Source organism: Thioclava sp. UBA3469 (genome assembly GCF_002378135.1).
Classification (GTDB): domain Bacteria; phylum Pseudomonadota; class Alphaproteobacteria; order Rhodobacterales; family Rhodobacteraceae; genus Thioclava; species Thioclava sediminum.
This window is the reverse complement of the sequence record NZ_DFRG01000027.1, coordinates 18226-37629: the sequence shown is the minus strand read 5'-3', so window position 1 is coordinate 37629 and position 19404 is coordinate 18226. Positions and strand designations below refer to the sequence as shown.

The window sequence follows — 19404 nt, the reverse complement described above, 5'->3', positions numbered from 1 at the left end:
TACAGTTCGGCATCACGCGATCCTCTCAAACAGGTCCAGAAAGCGCCGAGCGCCGCGCTCGAGGGAAAGCTCGTCGAGGATGTATTCGCGAGGCTGATACTCCGGCAGCCGCGCCCAGAAGTCCTCGAACCGGTCTTCCATATTCGCACGCGTCCAACGCAGCCCGCATCGATCGTCAAAATAAGGAACGGCCGAGACTTCCAAGCCTTCGGGGACGAACTTGGCACCGAGCGGGTCGACGAGTTCGCCTTCATCCCACGCGAAAACCGGAACGCCGGAAGACATCGCCTCCTGATAAGCAAGGCCTTGGGTTTCGTGCTCGGTCACGAAGATTAATGCACGCCCCTTGGCCAAGGCGCTGCGATACTCGGCCAACTCGTGCTCGCCATATTTCAGCTCGACCGAACGCAGGCCGCGGCGGTCGAGCATGGCCCGCAGCGGCTGCATCGTATCTGCCTCGCGCGCGGCGTGGTTCCAGCGGATCTTGTTGTAGATAACGCAGTCGATCTGCTTGCGGTTCTCAGCGAGAAGCGGCCATCGATCCGTATCGATCCCGACGAACATCGGGGCCATTTTCGCGGCGACCTGAGGTGTATAAAGCCGGATCGGCCATTCCGACGGCTGCGTGACGATCTGATAGTTCCGTTCAGCCAGCATCGCCTCGGCGCGGTCCGGATAGGGAACCCAGCCGGGCCCGAACAGGGTCGGATTGGGCAGATCGACATCGCTCCAGACCGACTGATGACCGGCAATGGCGATCGGTCTGTCCGGTGACCGACGGGCGAGCGCGAAATCATTGATCCGAACGTCATACCCGTTTCGCCGAAGACTTTCCGTCAGGTTCAGGAACGCCGTGAAGAACCCGGTATAGGGCTGCTTTCGCTTCAATTTGCGGTAGCTGCGCCGCGCAACCCCGCGCAGCTGCGAAAGCTGCCGCCCCAGGGGCATCTCCCAGGCGCGCATCTCGTAACCGTCATAGAAGACGGGAATGACCTTGTTCGTGAAAGCTGCCCCAGCCAACGTCCACCTTCCCCTTCGCGCTGCGATCGCGCCGCAAACCGAAGTGGCTTTTCAGGGATCACATGCCCCGCACGCGACGCCCTATGCACTTCAGATGTCCTCCAAGGGTTTCCATGACGCGCCGCTCCGAGCCAGCCCGCAGGCAATTCCCGCCACTCGTGCAGCCATGGACGCACAATCACTCAGCAGTGAAAGGTGCAAAAGATGCCAAGCGCCTATTCAGCAGGCATTTTATCGACAACCCACTAACGAATTTCCGCAAACCCTAATTCTGAATAGGCAACCAACCGGGTTTTCTCAGAGCGCGCGTCGAAAGAACTCTCATTGCGTAAATAGAATCGCTACCGAAGCGCCAAGCAGCCTCGCTGCAGTGCAGAAAGCGCCGCCGATTATTCGTTCACATTACGCACAGTTTCTAAGCGCCTTGGATATTCGCGCGACGTTTCCGCATGCCGCGCGGTAATTCGGCAAACCTGCCCTCCTTAGCATTTGACCGGAAACTGCCCAGATCGAAGCCTGATTTTGCGGTGGTTGGTTTTCGTCCGCTCCGCGCCGCGTTTCAGGCGATCTGGAGGAAGTTGAATGACTCGAAGTGGGCCCGATGCGAATGTCCCGCCCCTGCAGACTGACGGTCACGCGGACCATGTGCAGATCGGTGACTGCCACGCCGTTGATCGCGCGGCAGCGTGAGCGCAGGGAAGACGGCTTTCAAGATGCGTTTGATCTACCTCGTTCATGACCTCGACGATGCCGCGATCTGGCGACGCGTTCAGATGTTGCGCGCTGGCGGCGCCGAGGTGACCCTCGCGGGGTTCCAACGCTCAGCGCGGCCACTGCCGGAGCTTGCGCTCGTCCTCGGGCACACAGCGAATGGGAAAATGGCCCAACGCGCGCTCTCGGTGCTCAAGGCCCTCCCCGGTCTCGCCAAGCAGTTTCCGACGCTCCAAGAGACTGACGTCATCATCGCTCGCAATCTCGAAATGCTCGCGCTCGGGGCGTATCTCAAGCGACGCGCACCGGCGGTACGTCTCGTCTACGAACTGCTCGACGTGCATCGCCTGTTGTCGGGGAACGGCCCGGCGTCCAAGGCAATCCGCGCCATTGAGGCAGCGGCGCTCAAATCCGCATCGGGGCTTCTGTATTCCTCAGAGGGGTTCAAACGCGGCCACCCTCAGCCGTTCGAGAGGCTCGCCCCGCATCTGTGTCTGATTGAAAACAAGCCGCTCGCGCTTGATCCGGCACAGCTTCGCACGCGCACACGCCCTCTGGAGGGGCCGTTGCAGATCGGCTGGAATGGAATTCTGCGCTGCCGCTGGTCGCTGGACACGCTCGACGAACTCACCCGCAACGCACCGGGACATTTCCGGGTCAAAATGCGCGGACGTCCGGCGCTCGATCAACTCCCGGATTTCCATGAGCGCGTCGCCGCAAATCCTGATCTCGAATTTGGCGGCCCCTATACTGCGCCCGATGATCTTGATGAGATTTACGACGCGGTCGATCTTGCCTGGCTGATCGACCGCTACGAGGCCGGAGAGAATTCGGACTGGCTGCTGCCAAATCGCCTTTACGAAGGCTGCCTGCATGGTGCGGTCCCGGTGGTTCTGTCGGGAACCGAGGTCGCACGACGTACCGAAACTCTCGGCATCGGGGTTCAGGTGGCAGAACCGTCGAGCGCGTCGGTCGCGCAAGCCTTTACCGACCTGAGCAATGCGGATCTCCAGAAGCTTCGGCAAGCGGTCGCTGCAAAGCCACGCTCCACCTGGGAGGCGGGTCACGCAGAATGCCGCGCGCTCGTGTCGTGGTTGACCGATCTCCCCACGCTTGGCGCGCCTCGCAGCGGCGCCACGCAACTGCGGGAGGCGCAATCGTGAGCCGCATTCTCATCGCCATCCCCACGCTGAATGAGATCGACCATATCGCCTCGGTCATCTCGGCGCTTTTGCCCTTCGCGCGCGCCCAAGACGCGACCGTCATAGTGGCAGACGGCGGATCGACGGACGGGACCTGCGCCATAGTCGAGAAAATGGCACAGGAAACGCCGCAAATCGTCCTGCTGCACAACCCCGACAGGCTGCAGGCCGCAGCGGTCAACCTCGCCGTGGAGCGCTTCGGCGACGAGGCGGAATGGTTGATCCGTGTGGACGCGCACAGCGCCTACCCGAGCGATTTCTGCGAAACGCTGATGAACGAGGCCATCGACACCGGCGCCGACAGCGTCGTCGTCCGTATGCATGCCGAAGGGGTGTCCCCACTACAGACCCAGATCGCGCGGGCTCAGAATTCTCGTTTCGGGAATGGTGGGTCGGCACATCGCGGCGCAGGGGAAGGCCGTTGGGTCACTCACGGACATCATGCCCTGTTTCGGCTGAACGCCTTTCGGTCGGTCGGGGGGTACAACACCACATTCAGCCATAACGAGGATGCGGAACTCGATCACCGCCTGATCCGCGCGGGCTTCAAGATCTGGCTGACCGCGCGCACCTTCGTCCGCTACTTCCCGCGCAAATCCCTGCGCGATCTCGCGTCGCAATATTTCCGGTTCGGCAAGGGACGCGCCCGCACGCTTGCCTTGCATCGGGAACGCCCGGCAATGCGACAGGCGATCGTGGCGGCTCTGGCACCGGCACTCGCTCTTGTCGTGCTAGCCCCGCTGCACCCGATCTTCGCCCTACCCGCGATCGTCTGGCTTCTGGGCTGTGCGGTTGCTGGACTGGCGATCGCGATCCAGACGAAGCGCCTCGCCAATCTCACGGCTGGCCCGATTGCGGGTATCATGCATCTGGCCTGGTCCGCGGGGTTCTGGGCGCAGATTTTGGGCAATAGCATTCCAACCATCTGTCGCGGGGTGCCCGAGTGACCAGTCCGAAGCGCAACGACAAGATCGGCATCGGCCTGTGTACTTATCGCCGCGAAATCGTGCGCGACACCCTCGCGTCGCTTGCCGAAACGCTCCCGCCGGATCTCGATATCTGCGTCATCGTCGCGGATAACGATCTTGAACCCTCGTCCGAAGACCGGGTTCGTTCGGTGCCGCTTCCCTTCGAGCTGCACTATCTGCACGCGCCCGCCCACAACATCTCGATCGCGCGCAATGCGGTTCTCGACGCGGCCGAGGCGCAAGACTTGGACTGCCTCGCCTTCCTCGATGATGACGAGCGCGCCCTACCCGGCTGGCTCCCTGCCCTGATGGAGGCGCGCCAATCCGAAGAGAGCGCCGCGGTGATCGGCCCCGTGCGCGCCTACCACAATGACGCGGCTCCCGAATGGATGCGCGCTGGCCATATCCACGACACCCTCGCCGAGCACGATAGCGAAGGGCGCGTGCGCGCGGGCTACACCTGCAACGTGTTGCTCGACCTGAAACACCCCGCCGTCTCTGGCCTGCGGTTCGATCCCGAATTCGGTCGCAGCGGCGGCGAAGACACGATCTTCTTCGACCAGATCAAGCGCCGCGGCGGGACGCTTGCCTACGCCCCGGACGCTTGGCTGGAAGAGGATGTGCCTGCTGAACGCGCGCGGCTTTCGTGGCTTTTCCGGCGCCGCTTCCGCATGGGCCAGACCCATGCCGTTCTGGTCTCGCAGGGCAAGAGCTTCGCTGCACGAATGATCGAACTCGGACGCGCCGGTGCGAAAGCACTTGCCTGCCTCGGACTTTCGCTGGGCCACGTCACCGTCCCCTTGGCGCGCAACCGGAATCTGATGCGCGCCGCCCTGCATATCGGTGTCGTCTGGCGACTTGCCGGCGGAAGCCGAACGGAAATCTATGGCGGTGCATCTGCCGATGCCACGCACAACACAGCCTCAAGGCGCAACGCGCGAGGAACGACCTCTTGAGACAGACGCAATTCAAATTCGCAGATACCAGCAACGATCTCGAGCGGCCGATCTCGAAACCGCCCGAAACCGTAACGCTGGGCCAGCTCACGCGTATCCTGCGTCGTCGGCGGTGGTCGATCATCGTTCCCGTCGTGATCCTCGGCATCCTCGGGATCATTTATCTGGCGACCACGCCGCGCAGCTACCTTGCAAATTCGCTGTTGCTGCTGGATGCGAATATCAGCCGGTCTATCGAGCAACTCGGGGCTTCGGAGAGCAACAATCTCAGCGAGTCCGCGCTTGAGGATGCCCGGCTGATCATCCGCTCCGACCGGATCTCGCAATCGGTCGTGAAGGAGCTCGATCTTCTCGACAATCCCTCCTTCACGTCGCCGCCGAGCTCGCTGTTTTCTCGGCTGATCGGCGGTGCGATCAATACTATCCGCACACCGATCAACTGGCTGCGCTCGAAGCCCGAACCGAGCGGCACAACCACTCTGACGCCCGAACAGATCACCGCCGCGCGGCAAGACCTCGCCGCGCGTGCCCTGCAGGCGCGCATCGATGTCGGGCGTGTCGGCAGAAGCTCCGTGATCTCGATCAGCTACGAGTCCTACGATCCGGCCATGAGCGCCGCGATCGTGAATTCGCTCGCCGAGGGCTACATCGCCGATGTCCTCAACGCGAATTTCGAAGCGACCGAGCGGACGACGAACTGGATGCAGGACCGGCTGACGGAGCTGCAAAATCAGGCGCAACAAGCCGCGCTCGATGCGGAGACCTTCCGGGCCGAGCATGGGCTCGTCTCCTCGCGCGGCGTTTCGATGACAAAGGATTCCGTCGTCCAGCTCAATGCCGAGATGGCCAATGCGGTCAGCGATGTGGCCCGCGCTCGGGCGCGCGTCGATACCTACAACCAGATCATTGCCGGCGGGGTCCAAGCCCTCGTCGATGGCGGCTCCACCGGGGTTGGCGGCGGGAGCGACCCGGCCCTGCAGCAAGCCCGCGATACGCTCACCGACTCGCTGGCGATGCTCAATCAGATCAAGACGAACTTCGGCGAAGATCACCCGCAGTATAAGGTGGTCCAACGGCAGGTTCAGGCCGCTGCGGAACGCCTGTTCACCCTTCTCAAGCAAGGGAGTGCGCAGGCGAAGAGCGATCTTTCAAGCGCCGAAGCGAAGGTCGATGCGCTCAAGAACAGCCTCGGTCTCGCGATCGACAGCGACACGAGCTCCGGCACCGTGGAGGTCCAATACAGCGCGCTGCAGCAACGCGCCGACACGCTCTCGACCCTGTACCAGGCGTTCCTGACGAAGTTTCAGGAGATCGAACAACAGAAATCCTTCCCCGTCTCGAACGTGCGGATCCTGACCAAGGCGGACGTGCCGCGCAACCCGGTCGGCCCGAGCACGAAGCGCGCGCTTGCGATCTCGATCGTGCTCGGTCTGATCATCGGGATGATGATCACGGCCTGGCAGGAATGGCGGGAGCGTTTTCTGCGTACCTCGGATGACGTTCAGGACGAAACCGGTGGACCGTTCCTCGGCTATCTGCCGGAGTTCGAAACGTCGGCGCAGTCGGAACCGGTCCGATCGATCACGAGCACCGCCGTGTTCCAGAACCTGCGGGACGGGCTCGCCGAGAATATCTCGAAACCGAGAAACGGGTCGCATTCGACCAGTGAAAGCGCCATCTACGCCGTGCGCCACCCCAGATCCTTCTTCGCGGAAACCTTGCGCAGCGTGCGGCTCGCCGCAGAAATCCGCGCGCCGGTCGAGACCGGGGCAATCGTTCTGGGTGTCACCTCCGCACGTCCCGAGGAAGGCAAATCGACGGTGTCTCTCAATCTGGCTGCCGTGCTCAACATGTCCAATGCACGGGTGCTCTTGATCGATAGCGACATCCGGCGCCCGGGGCTCAGCCAGCGCCTCGACTTCCGCCATGGCGACGGGCTTGTCGAAGTGCTCGCCGGCCGCGCGCCTTGGCGCAACTTGGTACGTGAAGTGGAAGGCACCGGTGTGCATATCCTGCCCTGCATTCCGCCGAACGGCTTCACCCACAGCGCCGAGCTGTTGTCCTCACGCGGCATGCGCGAGTTGATCGCCGAGGTGCGCAGCGAGTTCGATTTCGTGATCATCGACCTCGCCCCGCTTGGCGCGATCGTCGATGCGCGTGCCATGATCCCGAACCTCGACACCGTGCTCCTCGTGGCAAGCTGGGGCAAGACGCCGAAGTTGATGCTGAACCGCATCCTCTCGGCCAATGCAGCTTTGCGCGAGCGCCTCTTGGGAACGGTGCTGAACCGCGTGGATATGGAAGATTTGCGTGACTTCGTCGATGTCTCCAGCACCGAGGCCTATTTCGAAGATTACAACGGGTATTTCGGGGATCCGGGAAAAAGCTGGGACAAGCCCGAGATGCGCGGCACAAATACCAACACACGCAGTAATTGAATTTCAAATGCTTGACCGGTTATTATCGAGAAGGTAACCGCTGGAGCCCAGCCCAAGTTTCGGAGTGCCAAGCCATGCGCTTGATGCCATTTCTCGTCGTCCTGACTCTTGTCACGATCATCGCTGGCGCGGTCGGGTTCTGGAATGGCATGTCTTTGGGAATGGTCGCGATTTTGTGTATTGCGATCTTCTTTCTCGGTCAGATCCTGTACGTCGGCCTCGTCGCCATCATGACCCGCGAGGAAACGGCCCGGAGAAAGAATCAGGGGCCCGCGCAAGCCGGTCGCGAGGCTTCGGACGACAATACGACGTCGCATGTTTCGCGCGGCGCCTACCTCAATCAGGAAAATCGCTGAGCTTCAGCGCACCGTTTAAGGTCACACCGCGCGGCTCGTGCTGCGTTCGGCGTCACGCATCTTCATGAACCTTGCGTCGGGCTTGGTGCGCAGGATCGCAGGCGCACCGCTTTCGACGATCCGACCCTCTTCCAACGCGAAGACCATATCCGCGAATTCGACCATCGAATAGCGATGCGCGATCGTGAGAATTGCCATCGGGGTCTCGATCTTCGCAAGGTTCGCCACGATCCGGTTTTGGCTTTGCCAGTCGAGCGCACTCGTCGCCTCGTCGAGGATCAGCAATTCGGGCTTTCTCAGCAAAGCGCGTGCCAGCGCGATCCGCTGACGTTCGCCCCCTGACAGCAGCACGCCACGCTCCCCCAGCAGAGTGTCGAGCTGCGCGGGAAGCGAGAAGACGAAGTCCGCGGACGCGACGCGGAGGGTCGCCTCCATGTCCTGCTGGTCCGCATCTGGCGCGCCAACTTGCAGAGCTTCGCGCACCGTCATCGGTGGCAGATAGGTGTCCTGCGTGACGTAGGAAATCCGGTGCCGCCAGCTCCGAATATCCATCGGATCGAGGTCTTGACCGTCTACGAGGATCTTGCCGGTCTCGGGCCGAATGAGGCCGCAAATCAGATCCGCGATGGTCGATTTTCCAGAGCCCGACGGCCCGATCAGCGCCGTCACCTCGCCCGCGCGAACGGAAAGGCTGACATCCTCCAAGGCACGCGGCAGGCCTTCGCCGTGACGATAGGATACGTTCTCCAGCCGGATCTCATGCCATGGCGCGCGCGTCGCGATCGGCAATCCCGCCGCGACATCGCGCTGGCGGAGCATCTCACCTTGGATGTTTCGGATATGCTGCCACCCCGGCAAATTCACCAGAAACATCTGCGCCTGCTGCTGAAGCGTCATGAACCGCGGGGCCAGCCGCATCATCACGAGCAGCAAGACCACGATCTCGGAAATCGCGAGGCCGAGCTGCACGAGCGACAGGTAAATGAAGATCACCGCACCGATCGCTTGGGCGATCTGGAAAATCCCTGAGCCGGTCGCGGTGCGCCGCGCGAATTCGCGCGTATCCGTCCGCTCCATATCAAGGATCGCGTCGAACCCCGCGATTTCCGCCTCCTCGAGGTTCATCGCTTTCGCCGTCTTGAGCCCCGACAGGAACCCCGAAACCGCACGGAACTGGTCGCGCCGTAGCCCCTGCAGCTTCACTCCGTATTCCGCAGACATTTTCCGGTAAGGCCTGAGCGCGAGAAAGGCGACGACGCCAAATACGGCGGATAACACCGTCATCGGCACGGAAATCATGAGCCCCAGCGCCACGTAGAGCACAAGCGATGCAGAGCCCTGGATAAGCGACATCAACAACATCGACGCCATCCGAACCCGCTCCACCTCGCCGACGAGCGCATGTTCAAGGTCTGCGTTGCGCTGGCGAACCAGATGATCCCACCGGCTCTCGGCGATGGCGGAAAACAAACCATGCCGCAAGATCGCGGAGAACCTCAGCTGGATGTCGGTGACATAGACTGTGCGCATCCGGTTGAACAAAGCCTGCAGAATGAGAAAGCAGACGAGCATCGAGAGCAGCACGGCGAGCGGGAGCGTGAAGGCGGGAATCGTCACTCCCATGAATTCGCGCTCAGTGATCTCAATGATCGGCGCGCCTTCCTCCGAACGGGACACGAGGCTCAGGATCGGCAGAAGCAGAAGGACGGAAATGCCCTCGCTGAGGCTACTCAGCATCAGCATGCCCAAGGCGATATAGAGCTTGTTGCCCGCCGCACGACGCATCGTCGTAAAGAGGTTGCGCGCCTCGCTCAGAGACGCTCTGGCGGAGAGAACGTCGCTCAATCCTCGTCTCCGGTCATTGCGCGATCCGTATTCAGATCGGCGCGAATGGCATCCGCGAGGGTCGTCATGGCGTCAAGCGTTGCGGGAAGGCGCAGGATGCGGACCTTCACCCGCCCGGCAAGCGAAACGGCGTCCCGGAAATGGCGATTGGCCGGCTCTCCCGACAGCAGGTTCTCTCCGAAGCGAACCCCGTAGGAGAACCGCAGGATCGCGGGAAGCGACTGGTTGGCGGCCACGTCGGCTGTGGAAGCCATCTCGCCCTCTCCGCGTTCGAGGATATAGAGACGCACGGCGGGAGCCGCATATTCTGCCGTCGCATCGCGAGGAAGCTGCACCCGCTTCTTGTCGATTGCCGCATGCACATCGCCCCGGGCGACGGACTTCTGCGGCCGGTGCGCCTCAAGGGCCGCGTCGGACAGCTTTACCTGTCCGAAGCCCGACAGAACCTCCCCGTCCGGCGTAAAGGCGACGAGGTCATCCGCAAGGAGCTTGCCACCGGCATTCAGCAATGCCGCCGCGGAGGTCGACTTCCCCGTGCCCTTGTCCGCCATCAGAACGACGGCCTGCCCCCCGAGGGCGACCGCACTCGCATGCAGGACGAAATGCCCCTGACGCCGGAGCGCCTCGAACAGGATCGGGCCAAGCAGCGGAAACGCGATGAGGTCGTCGCTGACACTCTCCGCGGGCTCGCAGAGAATTTCCGTACCGTCGAGATTGACGGAGAAGGCCCCGACCGTTTGCCAGTAGAACCGTGTTTCCGTAGTGCCGAACTCGTACCAGGTCGGGAAAGATCTGGCGTTTTCGGGCAGTTCCACCGGCGCACGGCGAATGCGCAAGCTGCGCGGTTCTGCAACCGAGCCGGGCACGACAGAGGCCAGTTCCGGGAGTTCAATATCGGAAACAACCTGCATGCCATATGTGCTGTAGGAATATGCGGGGGCGCCGAGCCCCTGCGCGGCTTCAATATGTTCGAGTTCGGTCACGCGTGGACCTCCCTTATCGGTTCTATTCCAGATGCAATCGGTTGGCGGGCGCGTTCTTCGCGTTCGAGCCACATGTCGAGCCACGCAGCGCGCCAGAGCTGCATGACCTCCAATCCACCGGCATCGGCGGAGGTGTCGAACAGCGCCCGCGCAGTCTCCTGAAGGCGCGTGATATTGACGTAGGCCTCGAGCCGCTCGGGTGGGTTGTCGATATACTCCCGCAACCGACCCTGTGGATCCTCGCGCATCGCGCGCCGATTGTTGGCGGTGAAATCGACCTTCGTCGATCTCAATCGGACATGCTCCGGCAGGATGCCTTTCATCGCATCGCGCATCAGCGCGCGCGGCTGTCCGTTCTTTATCTTGTCCACATCGGATCGGTTTACGCAAAGCTCGACGACGCGCCGGTCGTAGAACGGAAACCGCAACTGCAGCCCCAAGGGGCGCGTGGCTCGATCAAGCAGCTCGAACGCACTCGGCGTCAGATCCCCTGCCAGAGCGCGCGCATGCGTCGCAAACCCAAATGGCATGTCCGAATAGAGTGCGGTGCTCGCGGCTCCAGAGCGCGCGCGCAGATCCAAATCAGAAACCAGCTCCGGCGCGACAATGCTGAACCAATCCGGTTGGGCCGGATCGCTCGAACTGAAAAGCCGACGCTGCAACCGACCCGCCAATTTCGCGGCGCTACGGTTTCCGCCGTGGCGTGCATAGGCCATCACGAAAGACGCGACCGCACCACGGCCACCCGCGAACCCGTGCAGTTTTCTCAGCAACGTCCAAAGCTTCGCCCAATCACCCAACCGGGCGAGTTCGTTGAGATAGGAGAAGGACGCGCCACCGATGACTTCGTCGCCGCCATGCCCGTCGATCAAAACGGCATGGCCATCCGCGCGCGCCGCGGAACAGATCGTATGCGTCGTCACCATGCCAAAGCCCGGAAACGGCTGTTGCTGGTTCGTGAGGAAAAGGTCCGAAAGCGTTGGATCGAGTGCCGTCCCAACGCCGCCATTCAGCATCGTGGGCCGGAAGTTTCCGGCCTCCAGAACGGAATCGATATATTCGCCCTCATCGAGTTCAGGCGCAGAGGGAAACCGCAGCGAGTAGGTCGGGAAAGGCTCTGACGACAATCGCGATGCAAGGATCGCCAGCGAACTCGAATCCAGCCCCCCGCTGAGCATCGCGGCGGCGGAGCTCCCGCTCATAGCCTCGCCGGTAGCGTCCGAGAGCGCGTCCCGCAAGGCCTCGTCAGTTTGCTCGGCCGCGCTCAGGTCGCGGGGCTCGAGGCTCCACCACGTGCGCGGCGGTGACAGCATGCCGTCGCGATAGTGCATCAGTTTTCCCGGAGGCAAGCGCACGATATCTTTCCAAGCCGTGCGCGTCTGATTTGTCAGCTGCCCCGAGAGATGTTCGGTGATCCAAAGGACGTCGTGCTCCGGACGGTCTCCGGTCATCGCGATGACGGCTTCGGGATCGCTCGCGACCACGAGCCCACGCGCAGCGGCCCGGTAGACCACCGGCTTGAGACCAAACCGATCCCGGATGACAAGAAGAGTTGCACGCTTTGGATCCCAGATTGCGATCGCGAAAGCCCCCTCGAGCACATGGCCGAGCTCGTCGTCGAAGCGATCATAGGCTGCGGCAACAAGTTCGATGGCCGAGCTGTTCGGCGGCATCGCCAGACGCCGCGCCGTGTCGCGCAGGTGGGTAAGGTCCAGATCGGCCGCGACAAGCGCACCGGTTGCGCTGCGCGTCGTCTGCGGCCCCGATATGAGAACCGAAGACCGCGCGGATGCTTCAACCACGGCGTTCGGCAGCTCGGGAACGGCTGCCAGCTTGGCGGGATCCGCGAAACCGCCAATTGCGCAATGCAGTGCGGGCCGGCTCATGGGCGCGCCTCGCCTTGCGAAAACGCCGTCATATTCTTCAACAGCGTATGGCGCGCGAACTCCGCGCGCGTTCCACCGAGCACGATAATATTGTCGGAAATCAACCAGGCATGCGGCCGAAACTCGCCCCCACCCATTGGAAGCGACAGACGCACGGTGGAGTCGATCCCGCGACGTGCAAGCAAGAGCTGCCCCGATGTGGCCTGCGTCAAACAGGTCGCTTGCGGCACGAGACGTGCAGCAGCCGCCACGGCCCATGAAATTTCGGCGAGAGTGCCGCGATCTGCGGCTTTCGGCTCCGGAAAACGCGCGGCGTTGGACACCACGATCTTGCGCAACGCATCGTGGCGGTGGCGCCACAGATCGACACGCACACGCACGACTGTCACGAGCGCCTCGAACAACAGTCGAGCGTCGTGAAGGATCGGCCGTTTCCAACGCATTTCACGCAGCCTCGACGAGACCGTTTTCGTGAAGGTCGCTCAGGAGCACCGAGACATCCTCGGCAACGGTGTCGCGCGGAACAGAATAAGCGCCCGAAATCGTATCGATAATTTCTTCGACGCTCTTTTCGTCACCCAATAGATTCCAGACGATGGCGCCGATGGAATCCAGACTGAAATACGCATTGGAATTTAAATCCAAAATCGCGACGCCGTCACCATAAGGACAAGCAACACATTCGGAACGAACCCGATATTGGGACATTGCATTCATAGACTACCCACCCACACCTTGAGAGCCACGTTGCATAGAGTGGACAGAGGCGAGACCACGCCCCTGTCCTTCTCATCTTTTTATGAATTACGAGAAGGTAAGACCCGCAATATCCGTACCGGGCGGCAGCACCTGGTCGGCGATCGTGGTGCTACCTGCACCGTGGGTCAGGTCTTCGAGCTTGCCGTGCTTTTGAAGCTGCGGACGAGTATACGTTTTCATCAGTAGATACCCCCTTTTGACGTTACGTACTCATTTTGGCTTGCGCCTCCTAAAGTCTTTAATCAGGCTCCACTTGAGTCAAACCTTAGTCCATTCGGAGCGTCACAGCTTCAGTTCGCTGCGAAAATAACAGGCAAAATCAAGGCAATATTCCCGCGGCCGATTTCAGGGGGTCCAATATGCGAGCATCCTGTCCGAAAACCCGCTCAAGAAATGAGCGCGTTAAAATTTCGCCAGAAAGCTGGACATTTAAAATTGCAACCTTGGGGGAATTAAAAAGTCGCGCAATTCAACCTGGGGTTGATCTCTCGATGGATTCGATTCGCGATTTCGTGAAGGTAGGCGCGTGAGCTTTCCGGAGAAAGAGCTCACTTACGTGAAGCGGCGCGACTGTTCGACACAGGTCGAAATTCTCAGGAAGATGGCATCCGGTCAAGCGCCGCCGATCAGCACCGACCCTCGCCTTCTCTTTGAAATCGCGCGCGTGAACAAGCTGTTGATGCACCCCGGGTGGCCAGACCTTCAAGGCGACGCGGCCGAGCAGGTGAACGCTGAGCTCAACTTCGGACGCATGCGCGGAATGGTTTCGAATAATCGCGGGCTGAAGCTCGCCGCCGAGATCACCAAAGCGCTCGATGCCGGCCAGATTCCGCACCTCCACCTGAAAGGCCCGCTGCAGCAAATCCGGCTCTACGGCACGCCCCTTTTCAAGCCGTCCGGGGATGTCGATATACTGGTCGCGCCCAAGGACCGGATCGCGGCGGGAAAGATCCTCGAAGAGGCTGGGTTCAAGCCCACCGAAGCCGAACTCGGCAGCTGGTGGGTGCATTTCCTCGGCGAACGCCATTTCGAAGCGCCCGACCAACCCATCTTCGTGGACTTGCACCATAGCGTCCAACAGCCCGGCTTGCCGCGCCCTCGGAACTTGGTGGGCTTCCTGCATCGGGCGGTGAGGCAGTCGGTCGCGAACAGCACACTGCCGGTGCCGTCCCCGCCAGACATGTGTTTGATCGCCGCAATCACGCTCTGCAAAGCCTTTCTTTCGCATGAACCTGCGGGCTCTGTGGCCCTCGACATGATCAAGGCGTTCGAGAGTCTCGAGCTGGACGAACGGGATCAGCTCGAACAGCTCGCCCGACAGACGGGTCTCTCGGAAACACTGGATTGCGCAATGGCCCTCGCAACCGCCAGCATCGGGCAAGACGGCCTCCCGCCGCGATCGCACGAACTACTTGCCGGTCGTTCTGCGGAAACCGTTCGCGACATGGTCTTTCAGCCTTGGAAGAAAGGGCTGAGCTTTCCCAGACGGCGCGAAATTCTGGCAAGCCTCTGCGGGCGCGACCTGTGGCGTCTGGTGCGCGAAAGCAATCGGGCCTTCCTCTCGAACGCCTTCCTTAACGTGATCGCGCGCACACGAAAGCCCGTCGGCGAAGTGGGAGAAACCAAGCGATGACCCCCGAGATTTGCGTCGTAATCACTGCTTATAACGCCGAAGACACGATCGGCGATGCGGTCCGGTCCGCACTCGAACAGCCAGAGGTTGCGGAAGTTGTCGTGGTCGATGATGCCTCTACGGACCGAAGTGCAGAGACCGCGCAGGACGCCGCGGCGGGTGACGCGCGCCTGATCGTTCTTAGAAACGACAGCAATCAGGGACCGGCCGCGGGTCGCAACCGTGCAATCGCCGCCTCCCGGTCCCCGTTTCTGGCAGTGCTCGATGCAGATGACTTTCTGCTCCCCGGCCGTTTCTCGCGCCTTCTCGCCTATGAAGGCTGGGATCTGATCGCGGACAATATCGCCTTCGTGCCCGCCGATATGGCGCAGGCATTCGACCCTACCCGGCTTCCCGACAGTGAGACGCGGGTTTTCGAGCTCGATCTGGCTGGGTTCGTCGAAGGGAATATGGGCAAACGCGGCGAGACGCGGGGCGAACTTGGCTTTCTCAAACCGCTCATGTCGCGCGCCTTTCTGGAGCGGCACGCTCTGCGCTATGACGAAAGCCTGCGGCTGGGCGAGGACTTCGATTTCTATGTGCGCATGCTCGCGCGCGGCGCGAAATTTCTTGTCTCCAATGAATGCGGCTACGCTGCACGCGTGCGGGAAAACTCGCTCTCGGGCCGGCACGGGACGGGGGATCTGGGTGCGCTGATGACAGCGGCCTCTGCACATCTCGACGACCAATCGGTGCCCCGCGCGGCGAATTCCGCCATGCGTCGGCATCACGACCAGATCCGCGACCGCTACCTGCTGCGGCGCTTTCTCGACATCAAGGCGCAGGACGGTCTCGGGGCGGCCTTCGGCTTCTCTATCAAGCCGCCGCGGAACTTCATACCGATCGCGTCGGGTATCCTGCGGGACAAATTGCGTGCCCAAAAGCAACCCTCCGCGCCGGCGACAAACACGCTCCGCCTCTTGCTTCGACCCGAGGACTAAAGCGCGGTCTGTGGATTAAATCCGCCTATGCCTGCTCCTGTGCCCATTGCGGCAACAGCCAACGCGCCCAGGCCCCTGCCCCATCCAGAGCCTCCGGAATGACGTCATTCGCTTCGGAAAGGGCGCTCAACTTCGCGGCCATTTTCGCGGGCGGCGAGGCCCACATCGCACCGGGCGCGACCGGCTTCGGTACGCTGACATGCATTTTCTCCGCGACGGATGCGTTTGGGATTTCATCGGCCAGCACGTCAGCCCCTTCCTCGGCCCCGAGAGAGACCTGAACCGCACGGCGCTCCGGGCCAGTCGCGTCTTTGCCTTTGCGTCTCTCGGCGAGACTTCGGAGAACGTCCTGCGCCAGAGACGGACGCCGCGCGATTTTTATCGCTGCCGCCGAGAACTGCCGGGCTTTCAGGTTGGCCACGAGCGCTTCGAACTCAGCCATCTTCCGCAACCCGCGATGGCGCGCGGCCAACTGCGCGGCAACGGCTGGATCCAGCCCCTCCGACAACCGCTGCTGAGCGCGGATCATCGCGCCGATCGCGGCAGGCGAAAGCCGATGCGAAATCGATGCATTATGTCGACGGTACAGATACATCGGGTCGGGCAAAGCATAGAACTTTGCCCCCTTCAGTAAGAGACGCAGGACGAAATCGAAATCCTCGCCAATCCGCAGATCGGGGTCGTAGCGCAGATCGCCGAGGGTCGAACGACGGATCATCGGCTTGAGATACCCAAGCGGCGGGAGCTCGGTCTCCGGCGCCGCGGCCTCTACCCACAGCTTCGCAGTAATCTCGAGCGGAGCCACCAAGGACATCGGTTCAAGCAAAGTGCGACCGCCCGATCCCGGCACGGTCCCGAAGAACACCATGTCATCCGCAATAACATCCGCGCCCAGCGCGTCCGCCCCTTCCAGCATCCGCTCCAACCGCTCTGGATGCATGAGGTCGTCACTGTCGAGAATGGCGACCCACTCGCCTTTGGCCCGCTCGAGCGCGCGATTGCGCGCGGTGGCCGGTCCGGAAGACTTGTCTGCCGTCAGCACTTCGATGCGCGGATCCTGCCGCGCGAAATCCTGTGCAATGGCCACGCTGTCATCATCCGATCCATCATCGGAGACGATCAGCCGCCAGTCCGATACGGTTTGGCGGCGTAGCGATGCGATTGCAGCCGCGAGATAGGACGCGCCGCACCAGTTCGCCATGATAACCGTGATACGCTCGGCCAAGACAGTCTCCACCAGTGATGAAGACACGCTAGCCCATGCAGGCTGCCGAGTCGGCGGCACGCGCGCCTGACAAGAAAGCTGCCGAAGTCAGGTCTGCATCACGCTGCATTTGCGAGCCACAGAAAGCGAAACGCCAAAAAATCCATCGCTTTGAGACAGCTACGCCCGAGGCCTCCTGCATGTGCCACCAAAGCCCGAGCGATTCGACTGCGGGGCGCGGTACAAAGGCTGCATGTCGATCTTACGCATCCTTTCTTGTCTCGTCGCTCTCGCCATTTTGGCACCGAGCCTCGCCCGCGCGGAGAAACCTCTGGGCGGTGCCTTCTTCGACAGTTTCGACAGCTTCAACAAGAAGCGATGGTATATCTCCGATGGCTGGACCAACGGCGACCACCAGAGCTGCACCTGGGCACGGCGTGCCCTCAAGCTCGAGAAAAGCAAACTGGTCATGTTTTTCCTGCCCGAAGCGGGACCGGACAAGACCAACCTGTGCGCCGAGATTCAGACCCGCGCGAGATACAGCTACGGCACTTATGAGGTGCGGCTGAACACGCCGAAGAATTCGGGGCTCAACGCTTCGTTCTTCACCTATATCGGACCGGTCCATGACATGCCGCATGACGAGATCGACATCGAAATCCTCACCAAAGACCCCTCGAAAGTCTCGCTCAACCGATACCTCTCGGGCAAACCGATGGGCGGCGGGGAATTCCCCCTGCCGAAACCGACGACCGAAGGGTTCCAGACGCTTGCCTTCCGTTGGGAGCCGGGCGCGATCACCTGGTATGCCGACGGCAAGGAAATCCTGAAGGTCACTTCAGGCGTGCCCAGCGCGGCTCAGAAGATCTATCTGTCCTTCTGGAGCACGCAGACGCTGAGCGAATGGATGGGGCGCTATAAGAAGCCCCCCGGCCCCTTGCGCTACACGATCGACTGGGTCGGTTACACGCCGTTCGGCGAGACATGCCAATTCCCTGAATCGATGCTGTGCAAGGAACCATGACGGCCCAAACTGCACATGGCGGCTATCCGTATCGAAATGAGATCGTGATCAGCCCGACGGCGCTCTTCGCGACATTGGCGCTGTTCATCCTGCACATCACGCCGAAGATTGGGACGCTGGGCGCGCTTGGCTTTCTGATCGTCGGGTGTTTCCTGATCCTTCGGCAACCATGGCGTTCGCGCGATGAGATCGTCGATATGTGGTGGCTTCTCGCTCTGCCCGGCTGGACCGTGCTTTCGGTGCTCTGGTCGGATGCGCCAGCTCTCAGCCTTCGATACGGCATCCTTCTGACATTTACCTTCATGGTCGCCATCCTGATTGCGCGGCGCCTGTCCCCGCTCAACTACTACAAGGCCGTTTTCTACTCTTTCGCCGCGGTCAACGTCATCAGTGCGGTGCTGGGGCGCGAGCGCGCGGATGGGCTGGGCTTCCTCGGGATATTCCACAGCAAGAACGCAATGGCGAGCACCGCCTCGATGCTGCTCATCTCGGCGGCGCCACTGTTTTTCGACCGCAGCCTGCCGCGATGGCTGCGCTACTCGGGCGTGGCGATGACCCTGCTGGCCGCGCTGCTTCTCGTGAAAGCGCAATCCGTCGGCGCGATCCTTGCGAGCGTGGGAGCTTTGGCCGTCGCCGTGGGGATCGTGCTTCTCTCGCGAACCTCGGCATGGAAGCGGTTCTTCCTGCTCGTCATGATGTCGATGCTACTGCTTCTGGTAGTTCTGCTCATCATGGCGAATTTCAGCCATGTCGAGTCGTGGTTCTTCCATTCGACGGGCAAGGACGTAACGCTCACCGGGCGCACCGACCTCTGGGCGATCGCGATAAGACAGATTGCCGAACGTCCGGTTCTTGGCACAGGTTTCCAGGCGTTCTGGATACCGGGCCAGCCCGTTGCCGAAGAAATCTGGGCGCAGTTCGGGATCGCGTCGAAATCCGGTTTCCACTTCCACAACACCCTGCTCACGAACGCCGTGGAGCTCGGCCTGCCCTTCGCACTTCTGCAGACGGGCCTCGTCTTCTGGGCGGGCTATGTCGTGATTGTCTGGGCGATCCGCGATGTGCGCGCCGAAACGATCTTTTTCGCGGCCTTCATGATCCGTCAGTTCGTTCTGTCGCTGGTCGAAGTGACGTATTTCTTCCAGTTCGATCCGATCACGGTGATCACGGTCGGCGCGATGGTTTACGCGATCCGATTGCGACGCGGCGAATAGGCGGGACGCGCCTCAGCCGTTGCTTCCGGCCGCCTGCTTTTGCGGAGCTTCCGTCGAGGACGCTGTCTCATTGGGGTCACGCGAAAGCGTCACCTCCACGAGGTCACCCGGTGACAGCCGCGTGTCGAAATCGGCAACGGTCTTCGCAGCCCCCCCGCCTGCAGGCGTGACGACGACCTGCAATTGCGGGCCGCCCTCTTCGCCTGCCAAGCCTGCGCCGATAGA

18 protein-coding genes are annotated in these 19404 nt (G+C 61.7%); 9 read left to right on the top strand and 9 right to left on the bottom strand.

The features are described 5' to 3' along the window. Positions 1–12: 12 nt before the first annotated feature. The gene (locus B3D39_RS02210) at positions 13–963 is read right to left on the bottom strand and encodes a glycosyltransferase (protein WP_274961509.1); all 951 of its coding nucleotides are present in this window, start codon (positions 961–963) and stop codon (positions 13–15) included. Positions 964–1733: 770 nt separating this feature from the next. Here B3D39_RS02210 and B3D39_RS02205 point away from each other — a divergent pair. The 5 genes from B3D39_RS02205 (at position 1734) to B3D39_RS02185 (ending at position 7651) form a co-directional block, all read left to right on the top strand. Further along, a complete protein-coding gene (locus B3D39_RS02205) occupies positions 1734–2894 on the top strand; it encodes a glycosyl transferase (protein ID WP_274961510.1) in 1161 nt (386 codons plus the stop codon). Next, positions 2891–3880, top strand: a complete 990-nt coding sequence (locus B3D39_RS02200) for a glycosyltransferase family 2 protein (RefSeq protein WP_274961511.1) — start codon at positions 2891–2893, stop codon at positions 3878–3880. Before B3D39_RS02205 ends, B3D39_RS02200 begins: the two co-directional genes overlap by 4 nt. Next, positions 3877–4857, top strand: a complete 981-nt coding sequence (locus B3D39_RS02195; RefSeq protein WP_274961512.1) for a glycosyltransferase family 2 protein — start codon at positions 3877–3879, stop codon at positions 4855–4857. Before B3D39_RS02200 ends, B3D39_RS02195 begins: the two co-directional genes overlap by 4 nt. After that, complete coding sequence (locus B3D39_RS02190; protein ID WP_274961513.1) at positions 4854–7295, top strand: GNVR domain-containing protein; 2442 nt, start codon at positions 4854–4856, stop codon at positions 7293–7295. The genes B3D39_RS02195 and B3D39_RS02190 overlap by 4 nt, the downstream gene beginning before the upstream one ends. Positions 7296–7369: 74 nt before the next feature. Next, positions 7370–7651 carry a hypothetical protein gene (locus B3D39_RS02185; protein WP_078542026.1) on the top strand — a complete coding sequence of 94 codons (282 nt, stop codon included), beginning with the start codon at positions 7370–7372 and terminating at the stop codon, positions 7649–7651. A gap of 21 nt (positions 7652–7672) precedes the next feature. Here B3D39_RS02185 and B3D39_RS02180 read toward each other — a convergent pair whose 3' ends face one another. The 6 genes from B3D39_RS02180 to B3D39_RS02160 all read right to left on the bottom strand — a co-directional run bounded on the left by B3D39_RS02180 (position 7673) and on the right by B3D39_RS02160 (position 13304). Then, a complete protein-coding gene (locus B3D39_RS02180) occupies positions 7673–9496 on the bottom strand; it encodes an ABC transporter ATP-binding protein (RefSeq protein WP_274961514.1) in 1824 nt (607 codons plus the stop codon). Beyond that, positions 9493–10479, bottom strand: a complete 987-nt coding sequence (locus B3D39_RS02175; RefSeq protein WP_274961515.1) for a serine kinase — start codon at positions 10477–10479, stop codon at positions 9493–9495. The genes B3D39_RS02180 and B3D39_RS02175 overlap by 4 nt, the downstream gene beginning before the upstream one ends. Beyond that, on the bottom strand, positions 10476–12152 hold the full coding sequence (locus B3D39_RS02170) for an asparagine synthetase B family protein (RefSeq protein ID WP_414717958.1): 1677 nt from the start codon (positions 12150–12152) through the stop codon (positions 10476–10478). Before B3D39_RS02170 ends, B3D39_RS02175 begins: the two co-directional genes overlap by 4 nt. A 209-nt stretch (positions 12153–12361) precedes the next feature. Then, positions 12362–12808 (bottom strand): lasso peptide biosynthesis B2 protein, encoded by a 447-nt coding sequence (locus tag B3D39_RS20645; RefSeq protein WP_414717957.1) that lies wholly within the window; start codon positions 12806–12808, stop codon positions 12362–12364. Between the two features lies 1 nt (position 12809). Beyond that, the gene (locus B3D39_RS02165) at positions 12810–13082 is read right to left on the bottom strand and encodes a PqqD family protein (protein ID WP_078542031.1); all 273 of its coding nucleotides are present in this window, start codon (positions 13080–13082) and stop codon (positions 12810–12812) included. Positions 13083–13169: 87 nt separating this feature from the next. Further along, a complete protein-coding gene (locus tag B3D39_RS02160) occupies positions 13170–13304 on the bottom strand; it encodes a hypothetical protein (RefSeq protein WP_256365664.1) in 135 nt (44 codons plus the stop codon). 346 nt (positions 13305–13650) lie between these two features. On the opposite strand from B3D39_RS02160, the gene B3D39_RS02155 reads away from it, so the two are divergent. Together B3D39_RS02155 and B3D39_RS02150 are read left to right on the top strand one after the other, a co-directional pair. Next, positions 13651–14757: a nucleotidyltransferase family protein gene (locus tag B3D39_RS02155; RefSeq protein WP_274961518.1), complete on the top strand. Its 1107-nt coding sequence runs from the start codon at positions 13651–13653 to the stop codon at positions 14755–14757. Continuing rightward, positions 14754–15737 (top strand): glycosyltransferase family 2 protein, encoded by a 984-nt coding sequence (locus B3D39_RS02150; RefSeq protein WP_274961519.1) that lies wholly within the window; start codon positions 14754–14756, stop codon positions 15735–15737. Before B3D39_RS02155 ends, B3D39_RS02150 begins: the two co-directional genes overlap by 4 nt. A gap of 25 nt (positions 15738–15762) precedes the next feature. Here the strand turns inward: B3D39_RS02150 and B3D39_RS02145 are convergent, their stop codons facing one another. Then, a complete protein-coding gene (locus B3D39_RS02145; RefSeq protein WP_274961520.1) occupies positions 15763–16962 on the bottom strand; it encodes a glycosyltransferase family 2 protein in 1200 nt (399 codons plus the stop codon). A gap of 232 nt (positions 16963–17194) precedes the next feature. On the opposite strand from B3D39_RS02145, the gene B3D39_RS02140 reads away from it, so the two are divergent. Both B3D39_RS02140 and B3D39_RS02135 read left to right on the top strand, forming a co-directional pair. Further along, complete coding sequence (locus B3D39_RS02140; RefSeq protein ID WP_274961521.1) at positions 17195–17965, top strand: family 16 glycosylhydrolase; 771 nt, start codon at positions 17195–17197, stop codon at positions 17963–17965. Next, positions 17962–19179 (top strand): O-antigen ligase family protein, encoded by a 1218-nt coding sequence (locus B3D39_RS02135; protein WP_078569958.1) that lies wholly within the window; start codon positions 17962–17964, stop codon positions 19177–19179. The genes B3D39_RS02140 and B3D39_RS02135 overlap by 4 nt, the downstream gene beginning before the upstream one ends. A 12-nt stretch (positions 19180–19191) precedes the next feature. Here B3D39_RS02135 and B3D39_RS02130 read toward each other — a convergent pair. Continuing rightward, positions 19192–19404: hypothetical protein (locus tag B3D39_RS02130; RefSeq protein WP_286789332.1), on the bottom strand; the 213-nt coding region annotated here is incomplete at its 5' end.

Bases quoted from the DNA above. Each gene is read 5' to 3' on its own strand.
- B3D39_RS02210 (WP_274961509.1), bottom strand. From the start codon at position 963: ATGCGCGCCTGGGAGATGCCCCTGGGGCGGCAGCTTTCGCAGCTGCGC.
- B3D39_RS02205 (WP_274961510.1), top strand. From the start codon at position 1,734: ATGCGTTTGATCTACCTCGTTCATGACCTCGACGATGCCGCGATCTGG.
- B3D39_RS02185 (WP_078542026.1), top strand. From the start codon at position 7,370: ATGCGCTTGATGCCATTTCTCGTCGTCCTGACTCTTGTCACGATCATC.
- B3D39_RS02170 (WP_414717958.1), bottom strand. From the start codon at position 12,152: ATGCCGCCGAACAGCTCGGCCATCGAACTTGTTGCCGCAGCCTATGAT.
- B3D39_RS20645 (WP_414717957.1), bottom strand. From the start codon at position 12,808: ATGCGTTGGAAACGGCCGATCCTTCACGACGCTCGACTGTTGTTCGAG.
- B3D39_RS02165 (WP_078542031.1), bottom strand. From the start codon at position 13,082: ATGAATGCAATGTCCCAATATCGGGTTCGTTCCGAATGTGTTGCTTGT.
- B3D39_RS02160 (WP_256365664.1), bottom strand. From the start codon at position 13,304: ATGAAAACGTATACTCGTCCGCAGCTTCAAAAGCACGGCAAGCTCGAA.
- B3D39_RS02150 (WP_274961519.1), top strand. From the start codon at position 14,754: ATGACCCCCGAGATTTGCGTCGTAATCACTGCTTATAACGCCGAAGAC.
- B3D39_RS02140 (WP_274961521.1), top strand. From the start codon at position 17,195: ATGTCGATCTTACGCATCCTTTCTTGTCTCGTCGCTCTCGCCATTTTG.
- B3D39_RS02135 (WP_078569958.1), top strand. From the start codon at position 17,962: ATGACGGCCCAAACTGCACATGGCGGCTATCCGTATCGAAATGAGATC.